The organism is Nonomuraea mesophila (assembly GCF_004352805.1).
In the GTDB taxonomy this organism is placed as follows: domain Bacteria; phylum Actinomycetota; class Actinomycetes; order Streptosporangiales; family Streptosporangiaceae; genus Nonomuraea; species Nonomuraea longispora.
On sequence record NZ_SMLD01000121.1, the window covers coordinates 18,665 to 27,688 of the forward strand.

The following is a 9,024-nucleotide window of genomic DNA, read 5'->3' on the forward strand; positions in this document are numbered from 1 at the left end:
ATGCGGTTCGTCGATGAGTACCGCGACGCGGGCCGGGCGCGGGCGCTGGCCGGGCGGATCGCCGAGCGTTGCCGGCCGGGCCGGCGGTACACGTTCATGGAGGTGTGCGGCGGGCACACCCACACCATCTACAAGCACGGCCTGGAGGATCACCTGCCGTCCGAGGTGAACCTCGTGCACGGCCCCGGCTGCCCGGTCTGCGTGATCCCGATGGGCCGGGTGGACGACGCCATCCACATCGCGCGGCAGCCGGACGTGATCATGACGTCGTTCGGCGACATGATGCGGGTGCCGGGCGGTTCGGGTTCGTTCCTGGACGCCAAGGCGGCGGGGGCCGACATCCGGATGGTGTACTCCCCGCTCGACGCGCTGAAGATCGCGCGGGCCAACCCGGACCGGCGGGTCGTGTTCATGGCCATCGGCTTCGAGACCACCGCGCCCTCCACCGCCATGACCGTGTTGCGGGCCGCGGCCGAGGGCCTGGCCAACTTCTCCGTCTTCTGCAACCACGTCATGATCATTCCGGCGGTCAAGGCCATCCTCGACTCGCCCGACCTGCGCCTCGACGGGTTCATCGGCCCCGGTCACGTGTCGGCGGTGATCGGCTGCCGGCCGTACGAGTTCATCGCCCGCGACTACGGCAAGCCGCTGGTGGTGGCGGGGTTCGAGCCGCTCGACATCCTCACCTCGGTGCACATGCTGCTCGGGCAACTCGCCGAGGGCCGCTGCGAGGTGCAGAACCAGTACGCCCGCGTGGTGCCCTGGGACGGCAACAGCATCGCGCTGTCGGCCATGGGCCGGGTGATGCGGTTGCGGCCGCACTTCGAGTGGCGCGGGCTCGGCTTCATCGCCCACTCCGCGCTCGCCATGGCCGGCGAGTACGCCGCCTTCGACGCCGAGCGCGTCTTCGACCTGCCCGGCCTGCGCGTCGCCGACCCGAAGTCGTGCCAGTGCGGCGAGGTGCTCAAGGGGGTGCTCAAGCCGTGGGAGTGCAAGGTGTTCGGTACCGCCTGCACTCCGGAGACGCCGATCGGGACGTGCATGGTCTCCTCCGAGGGCGCGTGCGCCGCGTACTACAACTTCGGGCGGTTCAGCCGCGAGCAGATGAGCGCCGCGGCGCGGGAGCCGAGGGAGGCGGGCCGGCCATGACCCGTGAGCAGCAGGTGCTCGACCGCATCGAGCGGATGCGGCGGCGCAAGCCCGTCGTCAGGGAGGAGCGCATCACGCTCGCCCACGGCGCCGGAGGCAAGGCCACGCAGACGCTGATCGAGGCCGTGTTCCTGGAGGCGTTCCGCAACCCGATGCTCGCGCCGCTGGACGACGGCGCGCTCGTGCGGCTCGGGGACGGCCCCGTGGCCTTCACCACGGACTCGTACGTCGTCTCGCCGCTGTTCTTCCCCGGCGGCGACATCGGCGACCTGGCCGTCAACGGCACCGTGAACGACCTGGCGATGTGCGGGGCCCGCCCGGTGCACCTGTCGGCGGGCTTCATCCTTGAGGAGGGCTTCCCCGTCGCCGACCTGCGGCGCATCACCGCCTCCATGGCGGCCGCCGCGGAGCGGGCGCAGGTGACGATCGTCACCGGTGACACCAAGGTCGTCGAGCGCGGCAAGGCCGACGGCTGCTACGTCACCACGGCCGGGGTCGGCGTCGTCGAGCAGCCGGTCACGCTGTCGGCCTCCGGCGCGCGGCCGGGGGACGCGGTCATCGTGTCGGGCCCGATCGGCGCGCACGGGGCGGCCATCATGCTGGCCAGGGACGACTTCGGCATCGAGGCGCCGATCACGTCCGACACGGCGCCGCTGCACGGCATCGTCGCCGAACTGCTCAAGGTGCTGCCCCGGCACGTCAGGACTCTGCGGGACGCCACCCGTGGCGGGGTGGCCACGGTGCTCAACGAGGTGGCCCGCGCGTCCGAGGTCGCCGTGGTGCTGGACGAGGAGCGCATCCCCGTGCATCCGGAAGTGACCGGAGTGTGCGAGCTGCTCGGACTCGACCCGCTCTACGTCGCCTGCGAGGGCCGCTTCGTGGCCGTGGTCGACGGCGAGCACGCCGGGCAGGCCCTCGACACGCTGCGCGCCCATCCGCTGGGCGCCGAGGCCGCGATCGCCGGTACGGTCACCGCCGACCCTCCGGGCCTGGTGCTGCTGCGTACCGCCTTCGGCGGCACCCGGGTGGTCGACGTGCTGGTGGGCGATCCGCTACCGCGTATCTGCTGACACCAGCTCGGCCAGTACGTGGTAGAGCGTCGCCTGCGCCTCCTGGATCCGGTGCACCGACGACGACGGGACGACGAACAGGTGCTCGGCGAGCCGTTCCTCGGCCATGCGCCCGCCTCCCGAGCCCGCGAAGCCGACGGTCGTCATGCCCATGCTCCTGGCCTGGGCCAGGCCGCGCAGCACGTTCGCCGAGCCGCCGCTGGTCGACAGCGCGCACGCGATGTCGCCGGGACCGCCCAGGGCGGCGAGCTGGCGGGCGAACACCACGTCGAAGCCGACGTCGTTGCCGAGCGCCGTCACGAGCGCCGCGTCGCCGGTGAGGGACACCGCCGGCAGGCCGCGCGCGGTGCACAGGCCGGCCACCGACTGCGCGTCCGTGCTGCTGCCGCCGTTGCCGAAGGCGAACAGCCGCCCGCCGCCGCGGAAGGCCGCGGCCAGCTCCGCCGCGGCTACCGCCAGCGGCGCCATCAGCTCGTCCAGCACCCGCCGCCGCAGTTCCAGGCTCTCGCGGGCCTTCTCCTCGGTGGACGTCCGCACGTCCAGCGGGTCGCGCCGCAGGAAGGGGTACATCGTCTCGGTCATGCTTCCGCCCTCTCCACCACGGCGATCGCCTCGCCCGCGTGCACCAGCACCGTGTCGCCGACTCGCGCCTCCACCAGCGCCACGCTGATCTCCTCGGTGATCCCCTCGCCGGCCGCGCTCACGTCGGCCAGGGCCAGGCCGCCGGGCAGCAGGCCGGTCACGCGCACAGGCACGGCCACGTCGCCGCACGTCACGCACGAGTCGCACACGGGCCCGGCCTCGTCGTCGCCGCTCACGCGCCCTCCTCCGACTCCAGGAACACGTGCGCCAGCTCCCACAGCAGGTGGTACACCGTGATGTGGATCTCCCTCGCGACCAGCGGGTCATCGCTGTGCGCGGCCAGCACGTGATCAGCCGCGACGTCCGCTCCCCTCACCCCGGCCGGCGCGTCCTCGTCACAGGGCGTCGCCGCCACCAGGGCGACGGTCAGCATGCCCAGCTCGCGCGCGGCGGTGAGGTCGCCCGCGGCCGGGCGCACGCCCACGGCGATGTCCCCCGGGCGTCCCAGCACCGTCAGCAGGCCCGGTTCACCGCCCAGGCAGAGCGCGGGAAGCGCGAGCTTGCCGACGATCACCGGGTGGCTGAACTCCACCGCCACGTGCGCCGCGTCGGCCGCCGACGCGCCCCGGCCGAAGGTCAGCAGCCTGCTCCCCCGCCGGAACCGCCCCGCCATGGCGGCCGCCGCCTCGACGACGGCGCCGGCGTCGGCCACCAGCGCCAGGCCGGCGGACTCCCGGCCCGCGCGAACCCGATCGAGCACTCCGGCCATCCCGCCACCCCGTAATCCCCGCGTACCATGACTGCGTCCATTCCACCGTGGTCCCGCGCGAGCGGCGCGGCGTGCCCCGCAAGGGGCCCGGCAAGGTCCCGGCAAGTTTCGCCCCACGGTCCTCGCCGGCGCGGCCGCAGGAGCCCGTACGCGTGCGGGCCCGCGGCGTGGGTAGGTGGCGAGGCCGGCCGCTCGCGCGGCGGCGCAGACGTGATCCCCCACCGAAAGGACGTCATGTTCCCCGTGATCCTCGCCCGCGCGCGGATGCCTATGATCATCATCGGGCTGCTCCTGGCATTCGGCGAGTTCGTCCACCGGCTCGGGTGGCTGAGCGTGGCGGGCATCGTGCTGGCCCTGGCCGGCTTCGCCTCGACCTTCCTGCCCGCGGGGTCCGTCCGGCGCCCGCCGATCCCGGTCGCGAGCCCCGTGCGGGGACGCTGGCTCGCGATCAACAGCCCGGCCGACAAGGTGCCCAGCCACGGAGTGCACGCCTACGGGCAGACGTACGCCGTGGACCTGGTGCACTGGCCGGACGAGGACATCGAGTGGAAGCCCGTGGTGAGCAGGCCGTTGATGAGCCGCCCCGAGACCTTCCCCGGCTTCGGCAGCCCGATCCACGCCCCCGCCGCCGGCACCGTCGTGCGCGCCCGGGACTTCTGGCGTGACCACCTGAGCCGCAACTCCTGGCCGGCCCTGATCTACGTCATGATCGAGGGCTTCGTACGCGAGCTGGCGGGCCCGGGCGGCGTGCTCGGCAACCACGTGATCCTCGACCTCGGCGACGGCGTGCACGCCGTGTTCGCCCATCTCAAGCGCGGCTCGGTCCAGGTACGCAAGGGCGAGCGGGTCGAGGCCGGCCGGCTGGTCGGGCAGTGCGGCAACTCGGGCAACTCCAGCGAACCGCATCTGCACTTCCAGCTCATGGACAACCCGCACCCGTCCATCGCCGCCGGGCTGCCGTTCACGTTCGAGGAGACCCTGCCCGACGGCACCACCCACCACCGTGTCCCGAGCAAGGACGAGCCTCTGCTGTCGCCGTCGCGGTGACGATCGCATGAGCGTCTGCCACCCGTAGTACGTAAGAGCTACGCGGCAGGTGCACCCCACAGCGGGACGCCGGTTACCGGCGATGATCCCTACCTTCGAGGCCCGAATACGTCTCCGGCACGGAAGGATCACCGCCCATGGCGACCCGCCGGCGTGGCAGCATGCGCCGCGCCCTGCTCACCACGCTCGTCACCGCCGCGCTGGCGGCGCCGGTCAGCGGCGTGACCCGGCCAGGGGCGGTGCCGTCGCCCGCACCCGCCCCCGTCGCCCCTCTCGCCGGCACGACCCCGGCCGCGCTCGCCGCGCGCTACGCGGCCGGCCGCGTGGAGATCCTGGCCGCCGAGCGGGCGGCGGCCCGGCTCGGCCACCGGTGGCGGGCCGCCCGGTTACGCGAGCTGGCGGACCCCTCGCGGCGGTTCCTGTCTTTCGACGGCCGGGACGGCGGCCGGGCCGTGGAGGTCCTCGGCGACCTGGCCACGGCCGAGCGCATCGCCGTGATGGTGCCGGGCGCCGGCATCGACCTGGACAAGTACGGCATGTTGCGCGGCGGCTCGCTGCGGCTCCATGCCGCGCTCGGCGACCGGTCGGCGGTGGTCGCCTGGCTCGGCTACGCCACGCCGAGCAGCGTGAGCCTCCAGGCGGTGACCCCTCACCGCGCCGCCGGCGCCGCTCCCCGCCTGCGCGCGTTCGTACAGGAGCTGCGCGCGGCCAGGCCCGGCGCCCGGGTCACGCTCCTGTGCCACTCCTACGGCTCCGTGGTGTGCGGCCTGGCCGCGCCGGGGCTGGACGTCGCCGCCATCGTCATGTTCGGCAGCCCTGGCGCGGGTGTGCCCGACGCCGCCGCGATGCGTACCCCGGCCACGGTGTGGGCCGGGCGCACGGCGGGAGACTGGACCGCGCACCTGCCGCACCTGTCGGCCGGGTTGCCGTTCGTCACGGTGGGGCTGGGCGCCGACCCGGTCTCGCCCCGGTTCGGCGCCCGGATCTTCGCGGCGGGCCGCATGCCGGAAATGAGCGGCATCGAGGCGACCCGCCGCATCGCGGGGCGGCCGGAGGCGGACGTGAAGGTCCTCGTCCTGACCACGTTCGACCTGGACGACTACGTCTACGAGGCGCTGCGCGCGGGCGCCTCCGGCTTCCTGCTCAAGGAGGCGTCGGCGGCCGACCTGGCCCACGCGGTGCGGGTGGTGGCGGCAGGGGACGCCCTGCTCGCGCCGAACGTCACCAAACGTCTGATCGCGGAGTTCTCCCGCATGAGCGGCGCTCCGCGCGCCCCGCTGAAGGAGCGCGTCTCCGACCTGACGGAACGCGAGACCGAGGTGCTGGCGCTCATCGCCCAGGGACTGTCGAACGCGGAGATCGCCGAGCGCCTGGTCGTCGCCGAGCAGACCGTCAAGACCCACGTCAGCAGGATCCTGGTCAAGCTGCGGCTGCGGGACCGTACGCAGGCGGCCGTCTTCGCCTACGAGACGGGCCTCGTGCGCCCGTCGGGTTACTAGTCGGCATGGCCCTGTTCTGCGGGGTCGTACGGCTTGCGCCGGCCTTCTTCCGGCGAGTTCCCGACGCGGGGCCGTGCCCATGGAGGCCCGGGTGGGGGCCGCCGTGCCGGCGATGAAGACGCGGCGGCGGCCGTAGGGATCGCCGAGGCATCCCCCAGTGAAGCGCCCGGCGCAGGAGATCGGGGTCGCCGCAGTGCACGCGGGGTCAGGGCCGGTCGGTGATCCCGGCGCGCACCAGGCCGCATTCATAGGCGTGGACGACGGCCTGCACCCGGTCGCGCAGGCCGAGCTTGGCAAGGACCCGGCTGACGTGGGTCTTGACGGTCCCCTCGGACAGGTAGAGACGGTCGGCGATCTCGCAGTTCGACAGGCCGCGGGCGATGAGTCCCAGCACCTCACGTTCGCGTTCGGTCAGAACGTCCAGGTCGGCTGTGGACGCCGCCCGCGCCGGCTCCGTGCCGACGTAGCGCTCGAGGAGCCGGCGGGTCACGCTCGGGGCGACGACCGCGTCGCCGCGCGCCACCACGCGAATGGCCGAGAGCAGGTCGGGAGCGAGGGTGTCCTTGAGCAGGAACCCGCTGGCCCCGGCGTGGATGGCGGAGTAGACGTACTCGTCGAGGTCGAAGGTCGTCAGGATCAGGATCCGGGTGCCGGCGGCCTCTGCGCTGATACGGCGGGTCGCCTCGACTCCGTCGACGTCGGGCATCCGTACGTCCATCAGCACGACGTCCGGCTGCGACGCCAGCGTGGCCGCGACCGCCTCGGCCCCGTCGGCGGCCTCGCCGACCACCCGCATGTCGGACGCGTTTTCCAAGATCATGCGAAAGCCGGTGCGGACCAGCGCCTGGTCGTCGGCGAGCAGCACGCGGATCACCCGTCACGTCCCTGGATCGGCAGCCCCGCCCGCACGACGAACCCACCGCCGGGCTCGGGCCCCGTGATGAGCCTGCCTCCGAGCAGCCTCACGCGCTCGCGCATGCCGCGCAGGCCGTTGCCGCTGCCCGTGTCGCCGGACACGCCCCGCCCGTCGTCACTGACCTCGATGTCGACCTCCGCTTCGCCGTAGGAGAGGACGACGGTCGCCCTGGCGCCCGTGCCCGCGTGTTTCATGGTGTTGGTCAGTGCCTCCTGCACGATCCGATACGCCGACAGTTCGACGGCGGACGGCAGCGGCGCGGGGACGCCTTCGACGCGCAGCCGCACCGGCGTGCCGGTCTTCCGCACCTGGCTGATCAGCGAGGACAGCTGGGCGAGCCCGGGCTGCGGGTGCCAGGTGTCCTCCATGTCTCCCACCACCGCGAGGACCCTGCGCATGTCGGCGAGGGAGTCGCGTCCCGTCCTGATGATTGCCTCCAGAGCGGCGCGAGTGTCGGTGGGCCTGTTGTCCAGCGCGGCCGCGCCACCCTGGGCCTGGATCACCATCACCGACAGGCCGTGCGCCACGACGTCGTGGAGCTCGCGGCTGAGCCGCCCCCGCTCAGCGGTCGCAGCCAGCGCCGCCTGCTGGTCGCGCTCGCGTTCGAGATCTTGCGCGTGCGCACGCAACTCGGTGAGGTGGGCCCGGCGGCTGCGCGCGCCGGAACCGATCGCCCAGGAGGCGATCAGGATCGATCCGAGCACAGGAACACCGTTCCAGGCGGTCCGTTGCTGCCGATAGGCCACGCGGACCCCGTCGGGCCCGGCAGCGACATTGGGCCCGACATTGGGCCCGACATTGGGCCCGACATTGGGCCCGACATTGGGCCCGACATTGGGCAGGTCGGCGCCCGGAGCCGCGGGGAGGGTGGTCACCGGCTGGAACCCCCCGGCGAGGTCGCGTGACGGGCTCGCGTTGAGCGCATAACTCAGGTTCCAGCCCATGACCAGCGCCAGCACGCCGGCCGCTCCCGCGAGTGAGACGGCGTGGCCGTGGCGGGACGCGATCGTGTACACCAAAATCGGCACGGCCAAATCAACGATCATGAGCGGCGCTGCCCCGGCGACGTGTGTCAGGACGGAGGCCACGCTCAGGGCGAACATCGGCAACGGCCACCGCCGGCGGAGCGCGACGGCCGCGACGGCCAGCGCCGTCGCGGCCCACCAGAGCCCCTGGCCGGCCGGCCCCGGTGCCAGGGCTCCCACGATGGCACCGGGGTCGTTCGCCATCACGCAGGCCGGGAGCAGCGCGGACGCCAGCAGCACGTCCTGCACCGCTGGCCGGCGCGACCAGGCCCGGAGGGCGCCCACCGACTGCTCCATCATGACCATGTGAGCCTACGGCCAATCCCGGGCCCACGGCATCCATCGCAAGACGGATCCCCGGCGCCGGTGTACCTCTCACGACAGACGCGACCTTGAGTCTGAAGACGGACGCGGCCAGCCCCGAACCACCCCCAGAGTGGACCGTCATGATCCAACGTGAACTCCCGGCGGCCGGACTGGCCGCCGTCGTGCTGGCCTCGCTGGTCGCCGGCTCACCCGCCGCCGCGGCGGCGGAAGACCGTGGGCCGGAGGTCTCCTGGCGGGACTGCCCCGCCTACTCCGACGACGTGCTCAGATCCCGCCGCGTGCCGGACGCGCGGATACCGGAGTTTCGGCGCCTGCTGGACCGTCTGGAATGCGGAACGGTCAAGGTACCGCTGGACCACGGCAAGCCGGACGGCCGGCAGATCACCGTCGCGATCACCCGGCTCAAAGCCACGAACCGGCCGCGGCGGCTGGGCAGCCTCGCGGTCAACCCGGGCGGCCCAGGCGGCAGCGGCTATCTCATGCCGATCGACATGATCATGGGTAACGCGTCCGCCGCGCGGCTCAACGAACGTTACGACCTGGTCGGCTTCGACCCCCGCGGAGTCGGCTACAGCACCAAGGTCGACTGCAAGGGCCCCGGACCCGGCGGGCCAGGCCCCGGCCCGAACCCGAGCCCCGG

At 73.1% G+C, this 9,024-nt stretch carries 8 protein-coding genes and 3 pseudogenes; 6 read left to right on the forward strand and 5 right to left on the reverse strand.

From position 1 onward, the window contains the following. Entirely contained in the window at positions 1–1,149 is a 1,149-nt protein-coding gene (gene hypD, locus E1295_RS33815) for a hydrogenase formation protein HypD (RefSeq protein WP_132636883.1), read from the forward strand. Next, on the forward strand, positions 1,146–2,219 hold the full coding sequence (hypE, locus tag E1295_RS33820; protein WP_132636885.1) for a hydrogenase expression/formation protein HypE: 1,074 nt from the start codon (positions 1,146–1,148) through the stop codon (positions 2,217–2,219). Before hypD ends, hypE begins: the two co-directional genes overlap by 4 nt. On the opposite strand, the gene E1295_RS33825 is transcribed toward hypE, so the two are convergent. The 3 genes from E1295_RS33825 to E1295_RS33835 are packed head-to-tail and all read right to left on the reverse strand — an operon-like array spanning position 2,202 to position 3,570. Next, positions 2,202–2,801: a D-sedoheptulose-7-phosphate isomerase gene (locus E1295_RS33825; RefSeq protein ID WP_132636887.1), complete on the reverse strand. Its 600-nt coding sequence runs from the start codon at positions 2,799–2,801 to the stop codon at positions 2,202–2,204. The genes hypE and E1295_RS33825 overlap by 18 nt on opposite strands. Next, positions 2,798–3,037, reverse strand: a complete 240-nt coding sequence (locus tag E1295_RS33830) for a HypC/HybG/HupF family hydrogenase formation chaperone (RefSeq protein WP_132636889.1) — start codon at positions 3,035–3,037, stop codon at positions 2,798–2,800. Before E1295_RS33830 ends, E1295_RS33825 begins: the two co-directional genes overlap by 4 nt. After that, entirely contained in the window at positions 3,034–3,570 is a 537-nt protein-coding gene (locus E1295_RS33835) for a phosphoheptose isomerase family protein (RefSeq protein WP_132636891.1), read from the reverse strand. The genes E1295_RS33830 and E1295_RS33835 overlap by 4 nt, the downstream gene beginning before the upstream one ends. Positions 3,571–3,804: 234 nt before the next feature. Here E1295_RS33835 and E1295_RS33840 point away from each other — a divergent pair, with 234 nt between their 5' ends. From E1295_RS33840 to E1295_RS49775, 3 genes and pseudogenes are all read left to right on the forward strand, one after another. Next, complete coding sequence (locus E1295_RS33840; protein ID WP_132636893.1) at positions 3,805–4,617, forward strand: M23 family metallopeptidase; 813 nt, start codon at positions 3,805–3,807, stop codon at positions 4,615–4,617. A 161-nt stretch (positions 4,618–4,778) separates the two neighbouring features. Further along, positions 4,779–5,522: pseudogene (locus E1295_RS51310) on the forward strand (alpha/beta hydrolase); the annotation flags it as partial. 93 nt (positions 5,523–5,615) lie between these two features. Beyond that, a pseudogene (locus tag E1295_RS49775) lies at positions 5,616–6,116 on the forward strand (LuxR C-terminal-related transcriptional regulator); the annotation flags it as partial. A gap of 205 nt (positions 6,117–6,321) precedes the next feature. Here E1295_RS49775 and E1295_RS33850 read toward each other — a convergent pair. Then, complete coding sequence (locus tag E1295_RS33850; protein ID WP_132636897.1) at positions 6,322–6,990, reverse strand: response regulator; 669 nt, start codon at positions 6,988–6,990, stop codon at positions 6,322–6,324. Beyond that, the gene (locus tag E1295_RS33855) at positions 6,987–8,357 is read right to left on the reverse strand and encodes a sensor histidine kinase (protein ID WP_220449025.1); all 1,371 of its coding nucleotides are present in this window, start codon (positions 8,355–8,357) and stop codon (positions 6,987–6,989) included. The genes E1295_RS33850 and E1295_RS33855 overlap by 4 nt, the downstream gene beginning before the upstream one ends. A gap of 146 nt (positions 8,358–8,503) precedes the next feature. Between E1295_RS33855 and E1295_RS33860 the strand changes: the two are divergent. Further along, positions 8,504–9,024: pseudogene (locus E1295_RS33860) on the forward strand (alpha/beta fold hydrolase); the annotation flags it as partial.